Annotated in this window: 21 protein-coding genes; 5 read left to right on the top strand and 16 right to left on the bottom strand. The window is 34.4% G+C overall.

Annotation, left to right across the window (positions count from 1 at the left end):
* Positions 1-4: 4 nt before the first annotated feature.
* The 10 genes from AAGU07_RS06295 to eif1A all read right to left on the bottom strand — a co-directional run bounded on the left by AAGU07_RS06295 (position 5) and on the right by eif1A (position 10,642).
* Positions 5-1,711 carry a glycosyltransferase family 39 protein gene (locus tag AAGU07_RS06295; RefSeq protein WP_342458281.1) on the bottom strand — a complete coding sequence of 569 codons (1,707 nt, stop codon included), beginning with the start codon at positions 1,709-1,711 and terminating at the stop codon, positions 5-7.
* Between the two features lie 2 nt (positions 1,712-1,713).
* On the bottom strand, positions 1,714-2,592 hold the full coding sequence (locus tag AAGU07_RS06290; RefSeq protein WP_342458280.1) for a decaprenyl-phosphate phosphoribosyltransferase: 879 nt from the start codon (positions 2,590-2,592) through the stop codon (positions 1,714-1,716).
* A 200-nt stretch (positions 2,593-2,792) separates the two neighbouring features.
* Positions 2,793-3,809, bottom strand: a complete 1,017-nt coding sequence (locus tag AAGU07_RS06285; RefSeq protein ID WP_342458279.1) for a phosphorylating glyceraldehyde-3-phosphate dehydrogenase — start codon at positions 3,807-3,809, stop codon at positions 2,793-2,795.
* On the bottom strand, positions 3,806-4,342 hold the full coding sequence (locus AAGU07_RS06280) for an SIS domain-containing protein (protein WP_342458278.1): 537 nt from the start codon (positions 4,340-4,342) through the stop codon (positions 3,806-3,808). Before AAGU07_RS06280 ends, AAGU07_RS06285 begins: the two co-directional genes overlap by 4 nt.
* 342 nt (positions 4,343-4,684) lie before the next feature.
* Entirely contained in the window at positions 4,685-5,623 is a 939-nt protein-coding gene (gene moaA, locus AAGU07_RS06275; RefSeq protein WP_342459350.1) for a GTP 3',8-cyclase MoaA, read from the bottom strand.
* Positions 5,624-6,017: 394 nt separating this feature from the next.
* Positions 6,018-7,070 (bottom strand): DNA topoisomerase IV subunit A, encoded by a 1,053-nt coding sequence (locus tag AAGU07_RS06270; protein ID WP_342459349.1) that lies wholly within the window; start codon positions 7,068-7,070, stop codon positions 6,018-6,020.
* On the bottom strand, positions 7,063-8,667 hold the full coding sequence (gene top6B / locus AAGU07_RS06265; RefSeq protein ID WP_342458277.1) for a DNA topoisomerase VI subunit B: 1,605 nt from the start codon (positions 8,665-8,667) through the stop codon (positions 7,063-7,065). Before top6B ends, AAGU07_RS06270 begins: the two co-directional genes overlap by 8 nt.
* Positions 8,668-8,741: 74 nt before the next feature.
* Complete coding sequence (locus AAGU07_RS06260) at positions 8,742-9,308, bottom strand: KH domain-containing protein (RefSeq protein WP_342458276.1); 567 nt, start codon at positions 9,306-9,308, stop codon at positions 8,742-8,744.
* 154 nt (positions 9,309-9,462) lie between these two features.
* Complete coding sequence (locus AAGU07_RS06255) at positions 9,463-10,239, bottom strand: serine protein kinase RIO (RefSeq protein ID WP_342458275.1); 777 nt, start codon at positions 10,237-10,239, stop codon at positions 9,463-9,465.
* Positions 10,240-10,330: 91 nt separating this feature from the next.
* Positions 10,331-10,642 (bottom strand): translation initiation factor eIF-1A, encoded by a 312-nt coding sequence (eif1A, locus tag AAGU07_RS06250; protein ID WP_342458274.1) that lies wholly within the window; start codon positions 10,640-10,642, stop codon positions 10,331-10,333.
* A gap of 904 nt (positions 10,643-11,546) precedes the next feature.
* Between eif1A and glp the strand changes: the two genes are divergently transcribed.
* Both glp and AAGU07_RS06240 read left to right on the top strand, forming a co-directional pair.
* The gene (gene glp, locus AAGU07_RS06245) at positions 11,547-12,761 is read left to right on the top strand and encodes a gephyrin-like molybdotransferase Glp (protein ID WP_342458273.1); all 1,215 of its coding nucleotides are present in this window, start codon (positions 11,547-11,549) and stop codon (positions 12,759-12,761) included.
* 121 nt (positions 12,762-12,882) lie between these two features.
* Positions 12,883-13,053, top strand: coding sequence for a hypothetical protein (locus AAGU07_RS06240; protein WP_342458272.1), 171 nt, complete (start codon positions 12,883-12,885; stop codon positions 13,051-13,053).
* A 46-nt stretch (positions 13,054-13,099) separates the two neighbouring features.
* Here the strand turns inward: AAGU07_RS06240 and AAGU07_RS06235 are convergent, their stop codons facing one another.
* The 6 genes from AAGU07_RS06235 to AAGU07_RS06210 all read right to left on the bottom strand — a co-directional run bounded on the left by AAGU07_RS06235 (position 13,100) and on the right by AAGU07_RS06210 (position 20,275).
* On the bottom strand, positions 13,100-13,888 hold the full coding sequence (locus AAGU07_RS06235; RefSeq protein ID WP_342458271.1) for a transcriptional regulator FilR1 domain-containing protein: 789 nt from the start codon (positions 13,886-13,888) through the stop codon (positions 13,100-13,102).
* Positions 13,889-14,109: 221 nt separating this feature from the next.
* Positions 14,110-14,586 (bottom strand): flavodoxin, encoded by a 477-nt coding sequence (locus AAGU07_RS06230; protein WP_342458270.1) that lies wholly within the window; start codon positions 14,584-14,586, stop codon positions 14,110-14,112.
* 225 nt (positions 14,587-14,811) lie between these two features.
* On the bottom strand, positions 14,812-15,558 hold the full coding sequence (locus AAGU07_RS06225; RefSeq protein WP_342458269.1) for a hypothetical protein: 747 nt from the start codon (positions 15,556-15,558) through the stop codon (positions 14,812-14,814).
* Positions 15,559-15,781: 223 nt separating this feature from the next.
* Positions 15,782-16,558 carry a precorrin-6A reductase gene (cobK, locus tag AAGU07_RS06220; RefSeq protein WP_342458268.1) on the bottom strand — a complete coding sequence of 259 codons (777 nt, stop codon included), beginning with the start codon at positions 16,556-16,558 and terminating at the stop codon, positions 15,782-15,784.
* The gene (locus AAGU07_RS06215; RefSeq protein WP_342458267.1) at positions 16,555-19,089 is read right to left on the bottom strand and encodes a calcium-transporting P-type ATPase, PMR1-type; all 2,535 of its coding nucleotides are present in this window, start codon (positions 19,087-19,089) and stop codon (positions 16,555-16,557) included. Before AAGU07_RS06215 ends, cobK begins: the two co-directional genes overlap by 4 nt.
* 799 nt (positions 19,090-19,888) lie before the next feature.
* Positions 19,889-20,275 carry a UPF0146 family protein gene (locus AAGU07_RS06210; RefSeq protein WP_342458266.1) on the bottom strand — a complete coding sequence of 129 codons (387 nt, stop codon included), beginning with the start codon at positions 20,273-20,275 and terminating at the stop codon, positions 19,889-19,891.
* Between the two features lie 19 nt (positions 20,276-20,294).
* On the opposite strand from AAGU07_RS06210, the gene rimI reads away from it, so the two are divergent.
* The 3 genes from rimI to carB all read left to right on the top strand — a co-directional run bounded on the left by rimI (position 20,295) and on the right by carB (position 25,504).
* On the top strand, positions 20,295-20,738 hold the full coding sequence (gene rimI, locus AAGU07_RS06205) for a ribosomal protein S18-alanine N-acetyltransferase (RefSeq protein WP_342458265.1): 444 nt from the start codon (positions 20,295-20,297) through the stop codon (positions 20,736-20,738).
* A gap of 377 nt (positions 20,739-21,115) precedes the next feature.
* Positions 21,116-22,198 carry a glutamine-hydrolyzing carbamoyl-phosphate synthase small subunit gene (carA, locus tag AAGU07_RS06200; protein ID WP_342458264.1) on the top strand — a complete coding sequence of 361 codons (1,083 nt, stop codon included), beginning with the start codon at positions 21,116-21,118 and terminating at the stop codon, positions 22,196-22,198.
* Between the two features lie 126 nt (positions 22,199-22,324).
* Positions 22,325-25,504 carry a carbamoyl-phosphate synthase large subunit gene (carB, locus tag AAGU07_RS06195; protein ID WP_342458263.1) on the top strand — a complete coding sequence of 1,060 codons (3,180 nt, stop codon included), beginning with the start codon at positions 22,325-22,327 and terminating at the stop codon, positions 25,502-25,504.
* Positions 25,505-25,668 lie beyond the last annotated feature (164 nt).

Raw genomic sequence — 25,668 nt, 5'->3', positions numbered from 1 at the left:
TTGTTTAATATTGCTCTGGTCCGTTAAATACCAGTTCATTATTCTTTATTTGAGTCCCATTAATGTCGGAATAATACAATTTTAGGCCATCTGGTAAATTTATAGTTTTTACAGGAATTTGTGATGTTATCTGGGGGAAATACGCCGATTGGTTACTGATTACCCATATTACTTTTTGTGTGGAACTATTAACTGGGATTTTAAATATATTGGATGCTAACCATGTGTTTGTATGGTTTTTAGCATACCATTCTGAAGTTACAAAATGATCCGCTTCAATTAAGTAGTAAACTTGATAATCTGGCAGGTAATACATTGCTTTTCTCCAATTAAACCCTTCATTCTCACGGGTAATTTCGCCCATAACTATTATTGTATTGCTGGAATTAGAACCGGGTACATTGGATATGGCATTGAGGTAGGTTTGAGTACTCTGGTCGTCAGCGTTAATTTTTTCATGGGTAGACATAAATCCCATATCTAATACCCATAAAACTTGATCCTGTATGGATAAACTACCTAAATCACTTATTGGAGTTTCCCACAGCTTTTCTTCATTTATATTGTATGGGACTGTAAAATATGCTATATTAAACAGGAGGATTAAGGAGAGTACTATTGTAAGACATTTTTTGGGACTGTATTTCTTAAATCTTGAACTTAAACTATAAGACAGTTCTTTAACAAAATATGCTAACACAATGGCCAATACGGGGATAAACACCAGCATGTATCCTGGTTTAGCTATATGTATGAGTAGATACATAAGCGAAGTAGGTAAAAACCATAGTATAAGAAATATAACTCTATAATCCTTTATATTTTCACGGAATACATGTTTTGGTCCTTTTCCAACATATTTGGTGAACAGTGCCATTATAATAATTCCGGAATAGGTTAAAGCAAGCCCCAACCATGTAAAATAGGAACCAACTGCTGTGAGTTTATTAATAATAGTCGATCCAAAGAGTATTGATGATCTTGGGAATGCTATTTTATATAATGTGCTTGAAGCCTGGGAGTACTGTTCAATACCCCCTGAAAATATCATCGTTGGAATAACCCATACTAGAACAGAGGGGATTAGCACTATAATCGCTTTTAATAATCTGTTTGGATCTCTTTTGTGGTAAAATGCACAAAAGAACCATAATGGGAACATATAAATGATTAAATCTTGCCTGAAACCTCCTGCCAGGCCTAAAGCAATGATGGAAGGATAGAAAAATTTTTCTTTTCCTCTAAACACCTGATACGATAAGTAAGCAACAATAGTGGCAAGAAAAGCCTGAGTTGGATAAATTGTAGATATTTCTCCATAGTACCAGAATAATGGATTAAATACGAGTAGTAATGCTGCTATAACTGCAAACTGTCTTGAAAACATCTGTTTAGCGAGGAAGTAAATTAATATGACTGTAATAATACTAAACACAATACTGATAAATATCATTGTAGTGTTGGGGTCATTGAATAGGGCGTTTATCACTCTTCCAATGCCTATATAAAATATATAACCTGGAGGGTGGGGTTGATGATGTACAATATCAAATTTCTCAAATCCAAGGGCATAATTTACAGAGTCCCATTCGTATAAGTATTTGCTTACAAAAGGAATTCTTGTTACCACTATTAAAAGAGTTAAAATCGCTGAAATGATGATATCAATTTTTTTTGAACTGTAGTGATTTAAATGAAATTTATCCAACATGATTAAAATACTCCTAAAAATCGGGATATTGAACTTCCATAAAGTATGACTATAACTAAAACTGCCCATAATACCATGCTGAGTAACATTCCTTTGTCTTTAAACAGCATTTCTGGCTCACCGCCAAAATTTTCAGCATGGACCATGTATATATATCTAAAAAGTCCGTAAAATGCAAATGGAATGGTAATCATTATGTATATTTTGCCTGTAAAGAATGTATAAATGGAATAAGACATGATTAAAGCACTGGTAGTTATATTCATCATCTGATCAAGCATTTCAGTTGAGTATCCGTCCAGGATTTTACGATGATTTCCCGCATTCTTTCCGAGTACAACTAGTTCATGTCTTCGTTTTCCAATTGCTAAAAATAACGCAAGAAGAAATGCACAAATTATAAGCCAGGGTGATACAATTACTCCTACCGCCGCACATCCTGCAATGGCTCTTATAACAAAACCTACAGAAATTACCATCATATCTACTATGGCGAGCTGTTTCAAGAACAGGGAGTAAATCAATATTAACAGGAAAAAAGTTACTGCTGAAGCTAAAAACCAGATATTAATTAAATACGAAACTCCAAATGCCACAGTGATCAATATAATTGCAGATATCCATGCGTCTCTTGTTTTTAATTTGCCTGATGCAATTGGCCTATTACGCTTTTTAGGATGATTTTTATCTTTATCAACATCAATGATATCATTTATTAGGTATAAGCACCCTGAAATCACGCAGAAGACTGTAAATGCTGCAATTACATCAATCCAAAGACTTAAATCTAAAAGTTTTAGAGAAAAAACAATTCCAATGAATATAACTAAATTTTTATACCACTGTTTCGGACGCATTGAGATTATGAGTTCTTTTATCATTATATCACTGTAAGTCTAGAATATCCTTTTTAAGATTTATCAAATAATTTAGCAACTAATTTATTATAAATATAGTTAATTTATTCTAATAGTATGCCTATTCAAAAAGAAAGCAATAGTTACAGGACTACTATTGTACGTTTTTATTGTTAAATGTTTACCGGCAAAAATAAAAATTTAAGGGAATTATATTGGTTATATTAAAGAATTCCCATGGCTTTATTAGTTTTTTCGATTGATTTAAAAGGATTATCTTCCATCTCAAGCATGGCTCTTATTGCATCCACGTTTTCAGGAACTACATCTGATTCCTGGTGAATTGCCTGCATGTAATAGAGTTCTCCATCAACGATATTTAAAGACTCTTCCCAGACGCATATTTCAAATAAATCGTTTCTTGAACGCCCTAAATCTTTAGCATATTCCATAAATCCTGCTGTTGAGGTAAGACCTTCTCCAGCTTTAAGGAGTAAAACTCTAGGGGTTTCATTCAGTTTTTCTTTTATATCGTCTATACTGACTGAAGATTCAAGCTCAACCATCAGGTTGTGCTGGTGCATTAAGGTTGTAGGTACAAGTAATGCCATTGTAGTTATGTTAAGATCGTACATCACAGTCTGGACATCAGGCCCGTGGTGTGATGGTACTGTTGGCGGGTTTGGAACTATGGCGTTGATCGGTCCCTTTTTAACCTGTCCTGGATCAGCACCTCTCCTTACCATAACTGCCCTTACTTTTTTAATTCCACATAAATCGTTTATTGGATTTAAAGTCCTGCAAAGTCCTGTAGTGTTACAGGATACAACTCTTGCATAATCTTTACCTATTACATCATTATAATTTGAGAATGAATTAAATGAGAGCCCTATCTGGTCGTGTTTTTCTCCACCCTGGAATATTGCTTTTAAGCCCATTTTTTCATATGTTCCTTCTTTATTTTTAGCTCCAATTCCTTCAGGAGTACAATCGACCACTATGTCCAGTTTTTCAAGTAGTTCGTCTGCAGTTCCAGTTACTTTGATGCCTGCTTCTTCAAAGGAACTTTCTCTTTCAGGAACGCTTATATAGAGATCATAACCTTTTTCAACAGCCATGCGGGCTTCAAAATCGGGGCTTCGCTTGGTAACCCCAACAATTTTCATATCATCCTGGGCAGAAACAGCATCTGCTACTCTTTTACCTATTGTTCCATATCCATTTATACCAACAGATTTCATAAATTGACCTCCTTGTTTGCAAGTTCTGCAATGATGCCTTCAAGATATATCATCGTCGATATCTCAAAGAGGGCACCGAAAGGTGTTAATGGCTCATATTCGCCTGATACTCTCCTTTCTATATAATTTTTAGTTTTTGCTTTTATTCTACCGGGTATTTCAATTACAACATCGGATATCTGGGCAAGCGGGGAATCAGTAAAAGAAGTTATGGATATAATTTTTGCACCAATATCTGCTGCTTTTTTTGTAATACTTAAAGTTGGTTCCGTTTCCCCAGATCCTGAAATAGCTATGAGAATGTTCCCTTCATTGATCTCGGGAACTATAGTTTCACTAATAACAAAAACATTTCGGCGGATTTCACTAAGCCTTGAAGCAAAAGCTTTTCCTACAAGCTCTGATTCTCCAAAACCACATATAAATACTTTAGACGCCTCACGCAAATATTTTTCCATGAGTATTCTAGCATCATCATCGATATCCATGGATTTCACATGCGACGTTATCTCTTCAAGTACGAGCCTCAACATAAAAACACCAGTTTCACATGTTCTAGTATATTTTTTGGCATTATAAATATTTATGATTTCATATTTGTTTTAGTTATGCCCAATCAAAATAGATAAATCAAATTAGCTTAATTTTCAAATACTTTATTTAAAAGGGATATTATTAGAATAATCTCAAAAAAGGGGGAATTGATCTATAAATTGATTTAAATAAAATATTTTTTTAAAACTAATTTTAAGTATAGAATCAAAATAAGGAGTATATATTTGTGTGTTATCTATTTAAACAGAATTTGATTAATTGTCTAAATAATTAGTAAAATTATGTTATTTACTTTTTGGAGATGAACTTACTTAAATTATTTAGCTAGAACACTCTCTAAAGAATGGCTCTCGATTTTGTATGGCATCTAAAAATATTTTTTTAAGCTCTTCATCAGAAGATCCCTGTCTCATTGGTTCTATTAAATCAACCAAATTATCATTTCGAAGTAAGCATGGTTTAATTTTACCGTCAGGTGTTATCCTAATTCTGGTGCAATTTTTGCAGAATTCGGTGTTGTCCATTGGTTTTACAACTTCGATTTCACCATCTTCAATGAAATATTTTTTTCTGTCCTGCATGAATTGTCTTGTTTTAACCTCATCTGCTTTTTGAGTAAGTTCTTCCTCTAGTTCATCCATTTTAAAATGATATTCGCTGAAAAATCTAGAATTAGGTTGATTGTCTGATTTTAAAAGCTCTATAATCTGAAGTATTGCATTATTTTCTTTACAAAACTGGAACATGTCCCAGATTTCATGGTCATTTATCCCTTTCATAACCACCATGTTTACTTTGACCGGATAAAGTCCCGCTTCTGAGGCTTTTTTAATTCCATCTTTGGCTTTTTCAATGTAATCTTTTTTGGTTATAAATTTGTAAGTCTCTGGATTAAGCGTATCAAAACTTACATTCACACGGTTAAGGCCGGCAGCTTTCAACTCGCGGGCATATTTTCCAAGGAGCGTTCCATTAGTTGTTATAGCTATATCTTTAAACTCAACAGCGGCTATTTTTTCAACAATTTCAACAATGTCGTTTCTTATTAAAGGTTCTCCGCCCGAAAGCCTGATTTTTCGAACGCCAGTATCTGCTGCTATTTTTGAAACTCTGTAGATCTCATCAGGAGTCATTTCATAGCTCTGTGGGAGTATACCGTCATGATGACAGTAAAAGCATCTAACGTTGCATCGGTTGGTTATTGATATTCTAAGCGAAAATACAGGTCTTTCAAATTTATCGATTGCCGGCATATTTATCAACAGTTGAATTTTTTATAAGTAGAATTAAAATAATTGAGTTGAAATCTAATTTATTATTTTTGGTTAATTTACTTCTATGAAGTAATTTATTTAAAAAGTAAAAAAAATGGGAAACTAAGAATTACAAAAATTTTGAATATAAAATTTTTGTACTCTCGAAAGCTATGCTTTCGTGGCTACGAGACAAAGCTTGCGAAAACTCTGTTTCACGCTCCAAAATCGGAGCTAACAAAACCTTAAAAAATCTCTGATTTTTTATGTAGAAAAATGCTTTGCATTTTTCTAACTTTGGTTTTGTGTGTTCAAAATTTGTAGAATTTTGAAAGATTTCGAGAGCTCCAAACATGAAATGTTTGTAGGTTTCCTTATCTAGAAGAAATCTTCTAAAACTTTACATTGAGTCCAATTTTTCTGGGAAATATGTATCTACGACATATTCGAGACCATATTTTGAAAAAGACTGCTGTTCTGCTTTTTTCCCGATTTTAAGCATCTTTTTAATTTCATTCTGCCAGAATTCATTTTTATATCTTGGATCTTTGGCAAGTTCTTTAAGTCTTAAGACATCTATGTCTTTCAATGGGTCAGTTGGAAGGTCATAGTTTATTATATCACTTGCAGTTACACCCATAAATTTAGCATCAGGTGTTGCAAGGTCGTGGTTAACGTGAGCAAGTTTTGCACTTCCAGAAATTATAACCATGGCGATGTGGAATCCCCATGGGTCTCCGTCGTTACAAATATAAACTGGTAAATGTAACTCTTCGTTAACTCTTTTAAGGAATCTTCTTGTTGCTCTTGCAGCTTGACCTTTTAATCCAACGATTAAAGTGTCGAATTTTTTGTAAGCTTTTTCCTGAACCATCCTGTGGAACATCCCCATGGTTTCCACTGCGATTACTCGTTGAACATCATGATCGACAAATTCAACATCGTCAATGGTTGGAGATATGGAGTATCCGGATTTACCTGATTTAGCAGCGTTGATTTCAACATCATCATCTTTTATGGTGATGTTACCATAAACAGATGCGCCGTCTTCTTCAGGCATTAGTCCAAGGTCTTCACGTGTTACTCCAAGTGTAACTTCCAGGTCCTCACCTATAAGGTTAGATTCATCCTGGCTTCCAAAGTCGACATCCCATCCTTCTGAAACGTAGTACGTCTCCCTCATGGTGGCTGTTTTTTGGGTTTCCACAAGAACTTTACAGAAGTTTGCCATGCTGACCATTTGGGCAACTTTTTTGATCTGTTTCACGTTTCCGAGGGATCTCTGCCCATATCGGTCACCAAGGACATAATAACGTTTATCTGGATCGTAAACTATGTTTGATGTACCTCTTGAAGGAACCTTTACTGCAGGAACCGTGTTTTTCTCAACGTCGTCTATTATTGTATTTCCCAGGCCTTTGAGTTTAGCTAAGGTGAAATCTCGTCTATTCATCATCAGTGACACCGCCTAAAATTTTTGGTTTTCTTGTGACTTTTGCCATAACATCAGCATACTCTGGAACATCCCTTTCTGCAAGGATTGCAGCTTCTTTGAGTACCACAGGTACCAGTGTTTCAAATATTTGAGCACGCATTGCTTCTTCTTTAGCAGCTCTTTTTGCGTTCAAATATTTTTGTAAGCTCCTTGCAATTTTCATTGTAGCCTGCCTTACTTCCTGCATTATCTCAGCTTCAGGGGCAACACTTTGCTTTCCTGTAGACATATAAGGCACGTGAGTTGACACAATATTAACGAATACTGTTATTGGGGCATTTTCAAGGTCTCGTATACCGTAACGTTTCCAATCTATACTTTTTAAAGCTTCAGTTATACCACAGCTTCCCTGATCGAATGTAAGCGGAACTCTATTTGCAAAACGCATGATTTCTGCTTTTTTCTGCTCGCCAACAACTCTTCCTGATTTTCCACCATAGGCAAGCCCTGCTTCTATAACGAAGGATACTCCTCCTTTATATGTTTTGGGGTTCCTGGTTATGGTTTTTACATATTCAGGTGCTAATATTTCTATCATACCTTTTTCAACTTGTTCCTGACCTATTGGAATTAACCCTGCTGTTGGGGGTGCCATAAAGTCCATTGACTGGAACAGTTCAACGATTTTTTCGGCTTCTTCCCATTTCATGTCCTTAGGACGTTTGTTGAAATCAATGCCGGTTATTTCTTCAAGTTCATCCACCCTTTTATTGGACATTCTGGAAAGGGAACTTGTAAGCATGCTCCTGAACCGTCTTTTATCAGTATGCTTTGCCATAAAGATCAGGTCATCCGCTGTTACTCCTTTTGGATGAGGGAGTACTTCTTTTGGCATTGGTGGTATTTCATCAGTTGCCCTGTCAAAGATATACCTGCCGCCGGTTGGATCTTTAAACACGATTTTAGCGTGGGGGTTTGCAATCATGGTTCTTCTTATGTATTCAAATGCTCCCTGTTCACTTAAAGAATAGGAAACATCTTTAAAGTGAAGTTCCATGCTCACACCAGTTGAATCTAATTCAATTTCTTTCCGGTCTAATATGAGCCCCTGGTTTGTTTTGACGTCCATTTTGACCGTCATTTCCACTCCTTTGATCTTGTTTCCCTCTTTGTATCCTGACCTTATTTTAACAGGCTGTCCTGTGGTCATTTGAGATAATAAAACACATCCACTACAACCTAACCCTTGCTGTCCTCTTGATTGGATATTTCTAAATTTAGAACCAGCAAACATGGTACAGAATACCTTGGTGATGAAAGGTTCGGGAATACCGGGCCCGTTATCCTGATGACGTAAAATGTAATGATCTTTATCTACTCTTTTGAGATCTATTACCATTTCTGGTAAAATTCCTGCTTCTTCTGCAGCATCAATACTGTTTGTGATCAGTTCGTGGAAAACTATTGTTAGTGATCGTATTTTACCAGAAAAACCGAGCATTTGCTTATTTCTTCTGAAAAATTCTGATGGAGTAAGTTCTTTGAATTCTTCAAAGATTTCAGATGCTTCTCTTTCTGCAGATATTTCTTTTTGCAAAGACGCGTTTGTTTCCAAATTTAGCCTCCTTAATTAGTGTTTTTTAGGTTTTTTTTATTTTTTGTTTGAATCGTAAAAATTGAGTGATGAGTTTATTCTTTGAGTACAATATTCTCAAATTCTTTTCTTTTAAGTTCTTGTTTCTTCTTTTCTAAAAATGAGTAAACACTTTTATGTCTTACACCATTTAAAATCATTTCAATTGCTTCTTTGGCAATTTGTATTCTTTCCATGTCTCCAATTAGGGATACTGTTTTACCATATACAGAAATATCTACATCGGTCATTTCTTTAATTATTTCTTTTGTTCTTCCTTCTCTACCGATTATTCTTCCTTTCTGTCTGAGTATTGCTTTTTTTGATTTTCCAACGAAATCCTGCAAATTGATTATGTCTAGAATAAATTCATCATCAAGTAATTTAAAAGCTGTTTCGGGGCTAAAGCCTCTGCCTATAGCTTTTATAATGTATCTAGTCTTCCAAACAGATAAAGGATCTTCCATTTCATCTGTTGGGGTAATGGTGATACTCCCAGTTTCACTTTCAATATCCAGTTCTGTTTTAGTCGTGTTTTCAATATGTTCTTTTGTAGTACCGTCTTTTCCAATTAGGACCCCTACTCTTTCTTTTGGGATCTTAAGATATTCAGTGTTGGGCATGCTATTCACCTCTATGAATTTTTGAATGTAAAACCCTGTTTTGCAGTTGCAAAACATAGTATATAAATCTCCGATTTGTGCAAAATCTATAATTTTACTGTTCGGAAACTTTCAGTTTTTTCAACCTTAAATTATAAATTTTAGTCGCGCGTATTTATGATTTAAAATCCATAATTCCGCTTCTAATTTCTTCTGCAGATGTTTTAACGCCTAATTTCTTAAAATCTTTAGTAATATTTTCTATATCTCTATTTAAAAGCTCTTCAGCAATTGGATGATCCTTGGTCATTCCTTGAGATATATCGATAATTACGGGTTCATTATCTTGAATTAAAATGTTGTAACTTGAAAGATCTCCATGTACAAGTCCTGCTTTTTTGTATAAAAGTTTCATATTATTGATTACTTTATTTAGCAGTTCTTCAGGGTCTTTAATATCGGAATGTCTCATTGGGAGCGCTGCATCTCCTTCTTCATCTCCAATATACTCCATTACGAGTATGTTGTTTTTAGCTACAATTGGTTTTGGTACTTTAACTCCAGCTTCATCGGCCCTTTGAAGATTTCTAAATTCTTTATTAACCCATGCATTTATAAGCTGGCGTTTATTTGTAGTTCTTACGTGGAATCGAGGATCTCCCTGGATGTATGTCTGCATTTTTTTAAAATCAGATGTGGTAACTCTGTAAATTTTAACAGCTACAAAATTATCATTCTTATCTATACCTGTAAAGACATTGGCTTCTTTTCCAGTGCTTATTGCTCCATTTAACCTGTGAATATACCCATCATTTGCGAGTTTGTAAAGTGTTTTAAGAGTTATTCTATCAAATACTTCGCTTCCAACGCGCTTATCCTCAACGCTCTTAATTCTTTTTTCAGATAATATTTTCTGTAAAATGTCGTCTGCTTTTGATATTTTAGAATCCATTTGGCCCCGCAAATACTTTTTAGTTGTTTACTATAAAATTAAAATGAAGCATTAAATAATCGCTAAATCATGAATTAAAATGTATTAGAGATTATAAGTTAAGATAACCCCTACGTTCAAGCCAGTTTGCTTCTGTTCTTGTATATCTCCATATGACGTCTGCTTTTTCGTCACTTTGGAAGTCCCATGGTTTAACAAGAACTACATCTCCTTCCCTTATCCATATCCTCTTTTTCATTTTTCCAGGTATTCTGGAAAGCCTTGTTTTTCCATCAGCACATCTGACTTTTAATTTTCCGTGACCCAATATCTGTTCAACAACACCTGGTATTTCTCCTTTTCTTGGAGACCTTACTCTTCTAACCTGTTGTGTATCCTGTCCACGTCCTCTGCCTCTATTCAAATACTCTCCTCCTTAGTTGAAATATTTTCTAATTTTTATAATACATAATAAATAAGATGAACAATGTATAAATACTAATTATATTGTTTAATCACCTTTTTGATTAACCTGACAATCATGACTTTACGAGTCCAAAAACCTTAGATTTTTAAATAGTCATGTTTTATACAATCAATAGTGAAATTACAGGTTTATCAGGTATTTTTTGATAAATTAAGCAATCTTATTAGTAAAATAATCATCTATTTCCTGCTATAAGTTATATGTGTATTATAGTATATAAAATGGTCTATTAAAATTATTGAAATGAAAACTATTTTCATATCAAATTTTGATCGTTTTTTATAGAAAATCTAAATAATTGATTAATGCATTGTATAAAATGAATACCATATACATCTAAACAATAATTTTTATCATTATTTTATTTAAATTGAAGTGGCAACTGATAAATATTAAAATTAATTAAATTTAGGATCAAGTAAGATATTTTAAATCATAATATGTTCCTTGATTTAACAAAATGGTTAAATGAAACTCCATTAAAAATAATTAATTCTTAAAATGTCGTATTTAAGTTAAATGAGAAATATTTATTAAAATTATAAGTTGAAACCATTAATATGATCTTTTTTAAATATTTTTAATTAGATATAATCAGGTTTATAGTGAATGATGTAATTTTTTAAACTTATAAATTATTAGATATTCGAAAATTGTAAATTTTGACAGTAGTCAAAAATATTTGGTCATTCACTATAAAAATAATTTAAAGGAATATGGATTTAAAGATATTGAACTCAGAAAATTTTTATTGGATATATGTTAAATTAATATCATTAATAAAATATCTTTAAATTTTTAAAGAGAGTATATCAACGGATTTAACTTGAAAGTGATTCACATGGGAACAGAGTTTTTAAAAATAATTGATTCGGAAGACGTAAAGGGCATCATAGAAAATATAGAGATTAAACGGGAAATTGAAACAGTACACCTAACGGATGCATATCTGAGAGTACTGGCAGAAAATGTGCACGCTACAATTGATCTTCCGCCGTTTAACCGGGTATCACGGGACGGATATGCAGTTAAAGCAGAGGATACATTTGGGGCTTCTGAAGATAATCCTGTAACTTTAAAATTAATCGATGCTATTGGGGCTGGAGATAAACCAGAGAAAAAAGTTGAAAAAGGGACATGTATTGAGGTAGGTACTGGGGCTCCAGTTCCCGAGGGTGCAGATGCTGTGATAATGGTAGAATTTACAGAGAAAGTAGATGGACATGTACATATGCATAAAAGCGCAGCTATTAAACAATGGATAGCATCTAAGGGTTCTGATGTATCTGAAGGAGATTTTCTTTTAGCTTCAGGCACTATACTTACTCATGATAAAATTGGAGTTTTAGGCGCTATAGGGATGGGGGAAGTACCTGTTTTTAAGAAACCTAAAGTTGCAGTGATATCAACCGGAAATGAAATAATAAGCTATGATGAAACGCTGGAATATGGTAAGGTATATGATATAAACTCTCAAACTATTACAAATGCAGTGAAATCCTGTGGATGTACTCCCATATATTCTGGAGTTGCAAAAGATGATTATGATGACATCAGAACTCGTATAGAACAGCATTTAGATGCAGATGTAATAATAACTTCAGGTGGGACTTCAGCAGGTGCTGGAGATGTACTTAAATTGGTTTTGGATGATATTGGTGAAGTTTTTGTTCATGGGATAGCTGTAAAGCCAGGTAAACCTACAATAGTCGGTAAAATTAATAATAAACCGGTTTTTGGACTTCCAGGTTATCCTGCAGCAGCTTTAACTATCTTCCACGTTCTTGTAGCTCCATTCCTGCGAAAAATGGCTTCTGTAAGCCGTCGAAAATCAGATGTTTTAAGACTTAAATTGTCCAGGAGATACCATTCATCAAGGGGAAGACATCAATATGTTCTTGTTAAAATAGAAAATGGGATGGCAAGTCCTATACTAAAAGATTCTGGTGCAATAACAGCTATTGCAGAGGCTGATGGATACTTTGAAATTAATAAAAATGTGGAACTGGTTCCAGAAGGAGCTGAAGTTGAAGTTATCCTTTTAGAAAGTAGATAATAGATTTATAGTAAATAACCAGATGTTGAATTATTAATTTATAAAAAAAATTGTTTAAGTGTTTTAAAACTTGTTAATATTAAATTTAAATAATTATTTAAATTTATAAGCTTAATAAGTTATGTTTACGGAACGAAGCTGGAGAAAAATGTTTACAAAATCTCTCAAACCCTTCGGGTTTGGAGCCTTGAAAATCTTTGATTTTCAGGGCCACGAAACCAGAGGTTTCGATGGCACAAACCGAAGGTTTGTAAGCTACGATTTTCAAACATCAAAAACCAGCGGTTTTTGAAGGCTTTGATTTTTTGAGGGAATTTTCACATGTTATTCACTATAAATTAAATATTTAATTCTTCAGCTTGGCTAAGATAGTGATTAAATAATTTATTTCCCCATTCAATTGATTCTTCAGTTTTACTCACTAGATAACTGATAGAATCATTTTTTAGTACTTGGGGTAAATTCAACAATATGAAGTTATCTGTAACGATTAAAATTAATTTTAAATTGCCGTTTATTTTCCATAGCTTAATATTTTCGGTTATGGATATATCTTGAAACTTCAATTTTTCAATAACTTCATTTGAGTTATTATTAGCTAAAATGAGATGTATGTCTTCTTTTTTATTTACCACTTCAAGTTCATCATAAATGATTAAAGGGGAAATAATCCCTTTTATGACTTTAGAATCTAAAAGCAGCTCTTGGAATGGGGATTTCTCAGAAAAATCTGGAAAGGTTATGATTTTAAAACCACTTAAATCATCAATTTTTCCCATTAAATCCTCTGGAATTTCAGTTATGTCATGGTTCAACCAGAAATTTTCATTTTCTTTAATTAAATAGAATGAATTTACCATGTCTATAAGAACGGTTGCTGCCATTTCTCCGGTCTGTGATAGTGAATAACTTTGGAATTCTCTAGTTATGAGGTTTTTAGTTTCTAACTGGCTCATGCTGTGTAAAATAGAAGAGGACCTCATATGGACTTCATTTTTTAGATCACCTAACTTCTTTGGTCCTTCTTTTAAACTTATAATTATTTTCGCTCGAATATCAGAGGAAGTTATAAACTTTAAATCCTCCTTTATTTCTTCATAGAGTTCGAAAATATCCTCTGGAGCCATGAATACACCTGTTTGTAATTATATCTATACTACTTTGTATGTTTTTACTTATTTTTACTCATTTAAAATAGTTTGTAATGTACGAAATTGTGTTAAATTTTTTAAAACGGTTTATAATTAGACAAAACTACATAAATATTTTAAAATAAGTATTAATTTTATAAAATTGCTAATTAAAATAGGGCATGGGGATGGAACTGCCGGTTACTTTTGAAAATGGATTAAATATTAATATCTATTTTATTTATTTCATTTGCAATATCTGCTTCAGTTTTATTACCGCTTTTTATTACTGCAATGGTTTTAATTACATTGCCTCCTTCTGCTTCAACTTCTTTGCTCATTGAGTTGAGTGCATCTTTGTAGTTGTTTCCCCCAAGAGTTATAAATAGAATAATATCTTTTCCTCTAATTTCCATGTTTTTTATAATGGTATTTATGGCGGGAGCTGGTTTTCCAGCCCATACTGGTGTTCCAAGACAGATGGTATCATAGTCTGCAACATTTATAGTATTTGGTTCGATAGGTGTTGTTTTCATGCCTCGTGCATCAAGGGCAGCTTTTATATAACCTATAAATCCTTTTCTACCTTTAAGGTCTTTAATTTCAATTATTTCGGAGGATATTTTATCTGCAATGGCTTTTGCAGCTATGGCTGTTTTTCCAGTTCTTGAATAATATAGAACTATTGATTTCAAGTTTACAACTCCATTTATATTTTAATTTATTTGTATACAGATGGTTATAATTATGTCTTTTTTGTAATAAATAACTTATTTTATTATACAAACAAAATTTAAATCTTAAAAATACATTTAAAATCATGATATGTCTATTTAACCTAAAAAATTAATAATAAACACTTTATACGCATAGCAACAATAGATGTATCTGTTTATAAAAAAATAAAAAATGGAAATGGTTTAAGAGGCAAGATACTCCTTTGTTGTCTGCACTGATTTAACTGTGATATTTGAATTATTTTTCATCACGAACTCGCTTAGTCCTATGTGGGAATTGGGGTTGCCCCAATCATATGTATATCCTAACCGTGTCCAGGGGTACTCTTTAGGGAAATAGGAAGATATTATGTTGTTATCGAACCATTTCTCATATGCCGGATCAACTGAGCTTGGGAAATCCAGTTGTGCAGTTGTATCATTGATTTCGTTGTCAGGTGCTGGTCTAAAAAGGTCTTTTGGATTTACCCAAACTTCTACAAAGTAATCATCCTTTGAATCTGGAGGTAAACCTAAAAGCTGTGCCACTCTTAACTGGAGGTACTGCTCGGAAATTGAATGGGATTTAAAGAAGTTTTTTATCTCAGGAACAGCTGTAACCCATGTTTCACCCCAGTATGTAGTTATATTTCCTCCGACAGGATAGCTGGATTTATGTGTTGTCCATAAAACAACTAAAACTCTTTTATCACTGCTATTTCCTTGCCAGGTTAAATTGGAATTATCTTCAGTAATGGGGGTGAGATTTGTACTGATTTCGTTATCATCTGCGATCATAGCGTCATCAATGGCATTTGTATAAGTCTGGTTGAGATCATCGGGCACTGTGAGAGTATCTGTAAAATAGGAGGTGCCTCCATTAATTGCAAGGCCAATAAGTAGGCCTATTGTAAAAATAGATGCAAGTAAAACATAGTCATGATTATCCATAAAAACACCTCATACGTTGAGTTGATCTTATTTGAACATATGCTATATATATTAACTATCTTTAGGTATGGTTATGGTTAGTATATTGTATTTCCAATATTGTAATTAGTCCTAAATGGAAGCGACCAGTGTTAAAAACAGTTAAATTGGAAATAAGGATAGAAATAATTTAAAAAATAAAGTTAAAATTATATGGATGTTTTTAAAGAATTTAAATAATGATTTATGTAATTTTTAACATAAAATCAACTATTTCATCTAGATCTATAAAAATATCGTTATTCTCAAGTTCTGCAACTTTTGGGCGGGTAACCAATACTACATCAAGCCCAAGTTCAACGGCAGCACTTATTTTTGATAGAGTTCCGCCTGTTTCTCCACTTTCTTTTGTTATAATGAGAGATATGTTATATTCCTCGAACAATACTTTGTTGAATTTTTTTGAGAATACGCCCTGCATTGCTATTATATTTTCCTGTTTTATTCCCAGGTCAATACATTTCTGGATGGAATTGACTGATGGAAGTACCCTTGCAAATAACCTTGAAGAATCAATTTTTTCAACCACAGGTTTTAATGTTGAAACCCCTGCAAGGTGCAAAACTCTGCCTTTAGTTAGTTTCTCTGCTTTTAATGCGGCTTCTTCAAATGAAGGCGCTTCATAAATCAGATCATTCTCTTTTAAATCTTCTAATGGCCTTTCAAACCTTAAATATTTGATTCCAGTTATTTTTGAAGATTTTATAGCATTATGGGTTGCAATTGCAGCAAATGGGTGGGTAGCATCTATTAAAATGTTTATATCATTTGTTTTAATTACTTCAACCAGTTCTTCCAGGGTAAGCCCTTTAGAAATTATTTCATCTGCACCCGCTGCTTTTGCAATGTCTGCACCATAAGATGTAGTGGTTGTGGCAAGTATATTGAACTTTTCTGTACTGCTTAACTTTTCTATGATATTTGCAGCATCTTTTGTACCTGCCATTACCATTATATTCATTTTATAAACCTCTCAACTAGCCAGTCGCTTAAAAAAATCAAGCTAGCAACTATTATAATTGCAACCCAGTCAATTATTGACAGTGCAGTTGTTCTAAATACGCCCTGTAGGAATGGAACATATATAACGGCTAGCTGCAGTAAGAACGACAGCCCAATTGCCACAACCAGGAACTTGTTTGAGAAGTTTGAGAACTTCTCTGCTCTGCAGTTAAACACGTTAAATATCTGGAACATAACAAACACAGTAAATGCTATTGTTGTAGCTTTTAAAGTACTTGCTCCATTTACAAGCTCTAAATAGTAGAGTACCAGTGTTCCTACAGTCATTACAACTCCTGCAATGGCTATTTTAAGCAAATTCTTCCGGGGTATTATTTCTTCTTTTAGTGGAGCGCGTTCCATAACATTCTTTTCAGGAGGCTCAACTCCGAGGGATTGTGCTGGTGGGCCGTCCATAATTATGTTTATCCATAGAACCTGGATTGGGTTAAATGGTACGGGAAGGCTAAGGATCGATGCAGAAGTAATGGTGAGTATGGCTCCTATGTTGGTTGAAAGCTGGAACCTGACAAATCTTCTGATGTTATCAAATATTATACGTCCTTCTTTAACAGCTTTAACAATAGTAGCAAAGTTATCGTCCTGTAAAAGCATATCTGCCGACTCTTTAGCGACATCGGTACCGCTTCCCATGGCAACTCCAATGGCTGCCCTCTTAAGCGCAGGAGCATCGTTTACACCGTCTCCAGTCATTGATGTGATGTTGCCTTTTTCTTTAAGGGCTTCTACAATTCTAACTTTTTGTTCAGGGAAAACCCTTGCATAAACCTGGATATCATCAACCATCTCTTTAAATTCAGCTTCATTGAGTTTATCAAGTTCGGAACCTGTGAGGACTTTGCCCTCTGTAAGAATTCCAATTTCTTTTCCTATGGCTGCAGCAGTATCTTCATGGTCTCCTGTTATCATTACAACTCTGATCCCTGCTTTCATACAGGTTGCAACTGCTTCTTTAGCTTCCTGTCTTGGTGGGTCCATCATTCCAACTAAACCAACGAAAACAAGGTTTTCTTCTAATTTATCTTTATCAACACTATCCATATCTTGTTCTACAGGTGTTAGTTTTTTGTATGCAAGAGCCAGAACACGAAGGGCTTTACCTGTCATGTCCTTTAAGTCATTTAATATGATCTCTTTATCTTGTTTAGCGAGTTTTTGAGGTCGTGCATCTTTTTCAATCCACATACATTTGTCTAAAACGATTTCTGGAGCTCCTTTAACCAGGACATAATTAGTTCCATTGAAATCATTCACAGTCGTCATCCGTTTTCTAACGCTGTCAAGCGGGATTTCAAGCAGTCTTGGATGTATTTTTTCAAGTTCAGACCGGGTATACCCATTTTCTTCAGCATAAGCTAATATGGCCCCATCAGTAGGGTCACCTATGAGCTTGCCTTCATTTAAAACCGCATTGTTACACAATGCAGAAATCTCAAAGGCTTTCTCAGGAGCAGTTATGCGGGTTTCCCTTACGGTCATCTTATTTTTGGTAAGTGTACCTGTTTTGTCGGTACATATAACATTACATGACCCTAAAGTCTCAACTGCGAGGAGTTTTCTAACAATAGCATTGCTTTTTGCCATTCTCTGCATTCCAAGGGCGAGTGTAAGTGTTAAAATTGCAGGAAGACCTTCTGGAACTGCTGCAACTGCTAAAGAAATAGCTGTTAAAAATGTGTCAATTATTGGGAGTCCCTGCAGGTACTGTAAAACAAATACCACTGAACAGACAACCAGTGCGAGAATTCCTAAGTTCCTTCCAAGGCGGCCTATTTTTTGATGTAGGGGAGTATCCTCTTCTTCTTCCTGTATTAATTCTGCTATTTTCCCTATAGAAGTGTCCATACCTACTGCTACTACAACACCTTTTCCTCTACCTAGAGACACATCAGTATCCATAAAGACCAAATTATCTGTTTCTTCTTCACCATCAAGGATTTCGAAGTGTTTTTTAGCTGGAAGTGATTCTCCAGTAAGTGCTGATTCATCTACCCTCAAATCAAAACTTTTTATTAGTCTTAAATCTGCAGGAATATTGTCTCCTTCTTCTATAACAACAATATCTCCAGGTGTTAGGTTTTTAGCAAGTATCTTCTGTTTTTTACCATCCCTGATAACAACTGCTTCATTAGAGATGAGGCCTTTAAGCTTTTCCATAGCTTTTTCTGCCCTGTATTCCTGTATAAATCCAACAACAGCATTTATTACAACAACAATCAGGATAACAACCGCATCAATTGTATCCCCGACATAATATGCCGCTATGGCGGCAAATATGAGTATGACTATAAGTATTTCTTTAAACTGCCCTAAAAAAAGACGTATTGGGCCAGGTTTCTCCTTTTCAACTAGTTCATTCAGTCCAAATTTAAGGTTACGTTTTTTAGCTTCTTCATCTGTTAAACCTTTATTTGCATCTGAGTTGAGTGTCTTCAACGTTTCATCTACACTTAACTTTTGCCATTTCATTGTAACACATCTTTGTAAAATGATATATTAACATAAATTTATTTTTGATAGTTTGTAAAAAATAGTTTTAATACATTTAAGGTTATATTATGGTTCAAATTTTATATTTTTTATAACATGCAAACACTTTGTGTTTGCTGCCCGAAAAATCTCCGATTTTTCGACGGCATGCAAACATTCCATGTTTGCGGTTGCGAAACTCTCAAATCCAAAGGATTTGGAGCCCTCGAATGCTTCGCATTCGGGGTATCGGAAATCTTCGATTTCCAAAAATGCAAAACTTCAAAAATCTTTGATTTTTGATGTAGAAAAACAAAGTTTTTCTAACTTTAGTTTTGCTAACTTTGTTTTGCAAACATGCAAAATTTTTAATTTTGCTGCCCGAAAAATCTCCGATTTTTCGACGGCATGCAAAAAATGAAGTTTTTTGCTGTGTAAAATTGAAGCTTACGAATCTTAAAAAATCTCCGATTTTTTTATGCGTAAAACATGCACAGCATGTTTTACAGATTCGATTCGTGCCCCAAAAATTCTTCAAATTTTTGAGGGATTTTACAACCGTTCTTCAATCTTTATAGTAATTAACCTAATATATAATTAATTAAATTCTTTCATTTGGTCAAAATTATGTTATAATATCATAACCCTGAACAATTTTCAAATAGCATTATGCTGTTTAGAAAATCCATTTTAAAAATTATTTTCAATTTTTAAAGCTTAATATCATGTTTTTACGATATATTATGTTGAAAAATAAATAATAATCCAATTTTAGCAGGAATCACGTTTTTAAGGACTATTATTTATAAGACGCCTTGTAAAAAGTTGCCCTTTTATAATTTATAAGCTTCATTTTGCTGGAATTTACCGAGTCTGTAGAAAATGGTTTTATGATAAGATCGGCACCAATTTTTTCTGCAACAAGAATAAGGTGGGGCATCAATTCTGGCTGGGGCCTTATAGAATAAATAAGAGATGATCCACCATATATTTTTAAGTCAGGATTACAAATATTATCTTTGATTATTTTCCCATGAGAAGGTTTAATATCTGTCATGACAATAGATGAACTGAGGCTTTCTTCCAGAATAGAGGCAACTTTATGGAACTTTCCAGCACCTACTTCCACTATCTTCTCTGCGTTACTATAATTGTTAATGATATACTGAGCAAAATCTTTCCACATTTCTACCACGGAGATATTCATGATAATAAGAGAATTTAAACGTCCAGATATTAAAAGAGTCCTTGAAATTGAAATGGAATCATTTAAGGATCCTTATCCGGCAAGTATTATTATAGATATTTATAATTTAGGGGCAGGATTTTTAGTTGCCCAACAAGATAATATTGTTGTGGGATATATTATATTTTGGATCAGATATGAAGATGAAGGCCATATAATTTCAATTGCGGTAGATAAAAATTACAGAAGGAAAGGTGTAGGTGCGGAACTTGTAAGCTATGCTGTAGATATCTTCAAAAAATGCAATGTAAGGGAAATTAAACTAGAGGTTAGAGTTGGAAATAGGGGAGCAAGAAAATTCTACACTAACTTAGGTTTTAAAGAAAGTAAAATCTGTGAAGGTTATTATGAAGACGGTGAAGACGCCGTAATCATGAAAAAAGCCGTCCAAAAAAATCTTTGATTTTTTTGTGGGCATCAAAAACCAAAGGTTTTTGAAAGCCGTGCAAAATTCTTAGAATTTTAGAAAAATGCATTGCATTTTTCTAACTCCCAAAAATCTTCGATTTTTGAGGATTTTGCGGGCATGCGAAAACTCTCGAAATCTGCGATTTCGGAGTGCAACTTGAAGAGTTGCTAACTTCGTTTTTGTAGGCATCAAAACCCCTATGGGTTTTTGAAGGCCACCGAATAATTTTTCAATATCTAATTCTCGAAAACTACATAAAACTATAATAGTAAAAGATCAAATGTGATAAAGATAACTACTAAATTAAAGTTCAATTTTTTAATTAAATTAATTTAAGCTATTAAACTAACTCGCGATTATATGGTGATTAAATGGTAAGGGAAGCAAAATTAGCTTTGGAAGACGGAACAATATTTAAAGGAGAAAGTTTTGGTTTTGAAACTACAAAAACTGGGGAAGTAGTTTTTGCTACAGGAATGACAGGATATGTAGAATCGCTTACAGATCCCTCATATAAAGGTCAAATATTAATGAATACTTATCCTCTTCAGGGAAATTATGGAATATCTGACGAGTGGTTCCAATCAAATGGAATAAAGGCAGAAGGGTTCATAGTAAGGGATGAAAGTAAGCATCCATCACACAGCCACTCCCAAAAAAGCCTTTCAGAATTTTTAAGCGACTATAAAATTCCAGGAATAAGTGGAGTTGACACAAGAGCACTTACAATAAAGATCAGAGAACACGGAACCATGAAAGGAGCACTTACAACTGAAGACATATCTGATGAGGAACTGCTGGATACTGCAAAGCATCAACCGGATATAGAAGAAATAGACCTTGTAGATCAAGTTTGTGTTGACAAGCCCGTAATTTATGGGGGAGATTTCAAAAGAAGGGTAGCTATTGTTGACTGCGGAATAAAAAATAACAGTATAAATGCATTACTCAAAAGAGAAACTGGTGTAGTTGTTTTACCGTATAAAACTAATTATAAAGACGTTCTTGATCACGACCCTGATGGAATACTTATATCAAGCGGCCCTGGAGACCCCACAAGGGTAAAAGAGGCTATAGAAAATGTAAGGAAATTATCTGAAAGACTTCCTGTTTTTGGAATATGTCTTGGACAGCAGATAATAGGGCTTGCATTTGGGGCCAAGATATACAAGATGAAATTTGGCCATAGGGGAATAAATCAACCAATAATGGATCTGAGGACTGATAAAGTTTCTATAACTTCTCAAAATCATGGATTTACTATTGATCCAGAATCAATTGAAAAAACTCCTCTTAAAATGACTCAGGTTAATTTGAACGATGGTACACCTGAAGGAATTGAACATGAGGAACTTCCAGTTTCAAGTGTACAGTACCATCCAGAAGCAGGTCCTGGACCTCACGATACAGATTATACATTTGATAGGTTCCTTAAGACAATAAATGAATATTAATAAAATCATCATTGGGAGTACTTTGAAAGATAAGACTGCCAGATTGAAAAATATTTAATAAAGATAAAAACATAGTTCAATGGATTTAAACTCACAAAAATAAGTTACAAAATAACGGGGATAAAGATGCCGAAGGATCATGACATAAAAAAAGTTCTTATCATTGGATCAGGGCCAATTCAAATAGGTCAAGCAGCCGAATTTGATTACTCTGGCTCTCAAGCGTGCGAATCCCTCCGGGCAGAGGGAATTGAAACTGTACTTGTAAATAGTAATCCTGCAACAATTCAAACGGATGTAGATATGGCAGATAGAGTGTATGTCGAGCCATTAACTCCAGAAATCGTTGCAAAAATCATAGAAAAAGAAAAACCAGATGCAATTTTACCAACAATGGGTGGACAGACAGGTTTAAATGTCGCAACCGGACTTGAAGAAATAGGTGCTCTTAAAGGTGTTAAGGTAATAGGTTCATCAGTAGAAACTATACGAAATGTAGAAGATCGTGAACTTTTCGATGAATTTATGAAGAGACTCAATGAACCTGTACCAAAAGCCCACGCTGTAGACACACTGGAAGGTGCATTAAAAGCAGTTGAAGAGATTGGATACCCTGTTATTGTCCGGCCTGCATTTACCCTTGGAGGTACTGGTGGTGGAGTAGCCCATAATGATGAGGAATTAATGGAAATTGCATCTCGTGGGCTTGATATGAGTTATATTGGCCAGGTACTCATTGATCAATCTGTAATGGGATGGAAAGAGTTTGAATATGAGGTCATGCGTGATAAAAATGACACGTGCATAATTGTGTGTAACATGGAGAATATTGACCAAATGGGAATACACACTGGGGAGAGTATCGTTGTTGCTCCTTCACAGACTTTAAGCGATGATGATAACCAGAGACTTAGAAATGCTTCTATTAAAATAATAAGGGCATTAAAAATTCAGGGAGGATGTAACATACAGTTTGCAGTGCATCCTGTAACTGGTGAATATAAAGTAATTGAAGTGAATCCACGGGTAAGTAGAAGCAGTGCATTAGCTTCCAAGGCAACAGGATATCCAATAGCCAAAATATCTTCTAAAATCGCCATTGGAATGACCCTTGATGAAATCAGAAACGATATTACTAAAGAAACACCTGCTTCTTTTGAACCTTCTATTGATTATGTTGTTGCTAAAATACCCCGATGGCCCTTTGATAAATTCAAAGGCATAAATCGGCAGATTGGAATCCAGATGAAGTCTACTGGTGAAGTTATGGCAATAGGGCGAACAATTGAAGAGTCTCTGCATAAAGCCATAAGATCTCTTGATATTGGGCGATATGGATTTGACGATGTGGAATTTGATGAGGAATCACTTGAAAATGCTACTGATAAGCGGATATTTGAGGTGTATACGGCTCTTAAATCCGGCGTAAGCATTGAAGAGATAAAGAAGATCACTAAAATTGACGAATTTTTCCTTTATAAAATATTAAATATCATTAATTTTGAAAAAGAATTAAACAAAGACACTATTTATGATCCATTTTTACTGAAAAAAGCAAAAAGAATGGGTTTTTCAGATAAAAAACTTTCTCAAATTACAGGAATGCCTGAAAAACAGGTAAGGGCTTTAAGGGAAGAGAATGGAATCATCCCAACCTATAAAATGGTTGACACATGTGCTGCTGAATTTGAGGCAAAAACTCCTTATTACTACGGCACATATGAACAGTTTGATGAAGTGGAAGTTTCTGATAATAAAAAAGTTATTATACTCGGTGCTGGACCTATACGGATTGGACAGGGTATAGAATTTGATTATTGTTGTGTACATGGTGCAATGGCACTTAAAGAAGAAGGAATAGAAACTATAGTTATAAATAACAATCCTGAAACTGTTAGTACTGATTATGATATCTCCAATAAACTTTATTTTGAACCATTGACTCTGGAAGATGTCATGAACATAGTCAATAAAGAAAAACCATATGGTGTAGTTGTACAGTTTGGTGGTCAAACATCAATAAATCTAGCTGTGCCTCTTGCAGAGGAAGGAGTAAAGATATTAGGTACTCCTCATGAGAGTATAGACCGTGTAGAGGACCGTGAACAATTTACAAAAGTTTTAGATCGCCTTGGAATTCCTCAGGCAGATTTTGGTATTGCTCATTCATTTGAAGATGCTAAAACTGCTGCAGAGAGAATAGGATTCCCTGTACTGGTCCGTCCGTCATATGTGCTGGGTGGGCGAGCTATGGAAATAGTTTATGATAACACAGAACTTGAAGAATACATGAAAGAAGCTGTAAAAATTTCGCCAGAACATCCTATCCTTGTGGATAAATTCCTTGAAGATGCTATTGAAGTGGATGTGGATGCCCTGTGTGACGGAGAAGATGTATTCATCGGTGGAATAATGGAACACATAGAAGAGGCTGGAGTACACTCCGGAGATTCAGCATGTGTTATACCACCACAGACTATTCCTGCTGAAGTTATAGAAACCATTAAAGATTACACAAGGAAACTCGCACTTGAACTGGATGTAGTTGGGCTTATGAATATCCAGTATGCAGTAAAAGATGATGGAAACCCTAAAGTTTACATTTTAGAGGCAAATCCACGTGCAAGCCGAACTGTTCCATTTGTCAGTAAATCTGTTGGAGTGCCAATTGCAAAAGTAGCGGCTAAACTAATGATGGGCACCAAATTAAAAGATTTAGGCCTTGTAGATATGGTTAAAATTGACCATGTGGCTGTTAAAGAGTCAGTATTTCCATTTATCAAACTTCCAGAATCTGATGCAATACTCGGCCCTGAGATGAAGTCAACCGGGGAAAGTATGGGAATTGATGAGAACTTCGGTGTTTCTTACTATAAATCTCAGCTTTCAGCGGGTATGGAACTTCCAACTGAAGGTAAAATATTCATAAGTGTAAAAGATGCCGATAAAACTAAAATCCTTGACATAGTTCAAAAAGCAGAAGAACTTGGATTTGATCTTGTAGCAACAAGGGGAACTGCAAAAGCAGTTGAAGACCATGTAAAAATTGGAAGAATTAAAAAAATCAGTCAAGGCTCTCCAAATATAAAAGAAGCAATGGTAAATGATGAAATAGATCTTATAATAAATACGCCTTCAGGTAAACAGTCTGCAGATGACGGCTATTTCATAAGGCGAATGGCGATTGAACTTGGAATACCTTATGTTACAACACTTGCGGGAGCTCGTGCAGCGCTTACTGCAATTGAAAAGGTTAAAGACGATGAAATTGGAGTAAAATCATTGAATGATTACCATAATTCATAGGTCTTAAAAATCCTTATTTTTAATTTTTGAACTTAGTTATCCCAATTACAAAGTTAATCCAATTAATTAACTTAACTATCTTTTTAAGCATTCTAACTAATTTTATTAAACGTTCATGCCCGACAAGTGCAGGAATATACTTCATGTTAAATTGTAATTTTGAT

Source organism: Methanobacterium sp. (assembly GCF_038562635.1).
In the GTDB taxonomy this organism is placed as follows: Archaea; Methanobacteriota; Methanobacteria; order Methanobacteriales; family Methanobacteriaceae; genus Methanobacterium_D.
This window is presented reverse-complemented; position numbering and strand designations above follow the sequence as displayed.

Coding starts and splice junctions, on each gene's coding strand:
- cobK (WP_342458268.1), bottom strand. CDS start 16,558: ATGAATATAATGGTAATGGCAGGTACAAAAGATGCTGCAAATATCATA.
- AAGU07_RS06260 (WP_342458276.1), bottom strand. CDS start 9,308: ATGCCCAACACTGAATATCTTAAGATCCCAAAAGAAAGAGTAGGGGTC.
- AAGU07_RS06240 (WP_342458272.1), top strand. CDS start 12,883: ATGTTTACGGAACGAAGCTGGAGAAAAATGTTTACAAAATCTCTCAAA.
- glp (WP_342458273.1), top strand. CDS start 11,547: ATGGGAACAGAGTTTTTAAAAATAATTGATTCGGAAGACGTAAAGGGC.
- carB (WP_342458263.1), top strand. CDS start 22,325: ATGCCGAAGGATCATGACATAAAAAAAGTTCTTATCATTGGATCAGGG.
- carA (WP_342458264.1), top strand. CDS start 21,116: ATGGTAAGGGAAGCAAAATTAGCTTTGGAAGACGGAACAATATTTAAA.
- AAGU07_RS06270 (WP_342459349.1), bottom strand. CDS start 7,070: ATGAATAGACGAGATTTCACCTTAGCTAAACTCAAAGGCCTGGGAAAT.
- AAGU07_RS06235 (WP_342458271.1), bottom strand. CDS start 13,888: ATGGCTCCAGAGGATATTTTCGAACTCTATGAAGAAATAAAGGAGGAT.
- AAGU07_RS06285 (WP_342458279.1), bottom strand. CDS start 3,809: ATGAAATCTGTTGGTATAAATGGATATGGAACAATAGGTAAAAGAGTA.
- AAGU07_RS06290 (WP_342458280.1), bottom strand. CDS start 2,592: ATGATAAAAGAACTCATAATCTCAATGCGTCCGAAACAGTGGTATAAA.
- AAGU07_RS06210 (WP_342458266.1), bottom strand. CDS start 20,275: ATGTGGAAAGATTTTGCTCAGTATATCATTAACAATTATAGTAACGCA.
- AAGU07_RS06280 (WP_342458278.1), bottom strand. CDS start 4,342: ATGTTGAGGCTCGTACTTGAAGAGATAACGTCGCATGTGAAATCCATG.
- AAGU07_RS06295 (WP_342458281.1), bottom strand. CDS start 1,711: ATGTTGGATAAATTTCATTTAAATCACTACAGTTCAAAAAAAATTGAT.
- AAGU07_RS06215 (WP_342458267.1), bottom strand. CDS start 19,089: ATGAAATGGCAAAAGTTAAGTGTAGATGAAACGTTGAAGACACTCAAC.
- AAGU07_RS06225 (WP_342458269.1), bottom strand. CDS start 15,558: ATGGATAATCATGACTATGTTTTACTTGCATCTATTTTTACAATAGGC.
- rimI (WP_342458265.1), top strand. CDS start 20,295: ATGATAATAAGAGAATTTAAACGTCCAGATATTAAAAGAGTCCTTGAA.
- AAGU07_RS06255 (WP_342458275.1), bottom strand. CDS start 10,239: ATGGATTCTAAAATATCAAAAGCAGACGACATTTTACAGAAAATATTA.